Below are 906 nucleotides of genomic sequence, written 5' to 3' on the forward strand. Positions count from 1 at the left end.
CTCTGCGTGTGACCATAGGGTATTACGATACGAATAATGCGTTACTGAGCGAGATCACACTTGATACCGCAGCGGTGATGCCAGCGCCGAGCAGCACCGCCCTTATCGACACCATCAATGGGTTAACGGGCACGTTAACACCCACCGCGCTCAGTGTCGGTATGCAAGTGAGCCTGAGTACCGCCGATGTAACCACCTTAGCGAGCAGCGGCCTTGATGTGGCCTATCAATGGCAGCAAGGTACTTTGGGGGGGAGTTGGAATGATATTACGGATGCTGAATTAAGCAGTTACAGCGCGCAAAACAGTGATGTGGGCAGTGCGCTGACATTGTGCTTAACCCTTACAGATGCGAGCCTTGGGCAGAGCCAGAGCGTGTGCACCGATCCTACCAATATCGTGACCGATAATGCCAGTGGTTATACCTTGCGTACGCTCTATTTGCGCTTAGACAGTAGCACCGACACCTTATCGCTGATCAACGATTCACAAGTTTGGCTGAACAACTTACTGACCACCGAGAACTTGAGCGCCAGCTATCAATGGTATCGTGTACCTGAGAGCGGCAGTGTTGATTCTGGTGGAACAACCACCGGCTCGGCCACCTCTAGCTACGCCGATTATGTGTTAACGGCCGATGATGACAATTATCGTCATGCACTGCGTGTTACGCTCAGTAATGGTGATGAAGTCAACAGTGATCTCAGCAGCGAGTGGGGCGGGGCCGGCAGCTCCGGCACCAACACCGATGGCACCTTCCAAGACTTGTACGTAGATATGGTGCGCATTGAAGGGGGCGCTACGCCTTATGTTGTGGGAGATACCTTAACCGCGCGTATGAGTGGCAGCACCGCATCGAACTCACAGATCCCCGACAGCGTTAACTATCAATGGCAACAATTTAATG

At 52.8% G+C, this 906-nt stretch carries 1 protein-coding gene; it reads left to right on the plus strand.

Features of this window, described 5'->3' with window-relative positions; all coding sequences use genetic code 11:
• A partial coding sequence (locus F8B77_RS17655; protein WP_167512864.1) for a hypothetical protein occupies positions 1 to 906 on the plus strand: 906 nt, incomplete at both ends.

Origin of the sequence: Aliivibrio finisterrensis, from assembly GCF_008933155.1 — a bacterium.
GTDB classification, from domain to species: Bacteria; Pseudomonadota; Gammaproteobacteria; order Enterobacterales; family Vibrionaceae; genus Aliivibrio; species Aliivibrio finisterrensis.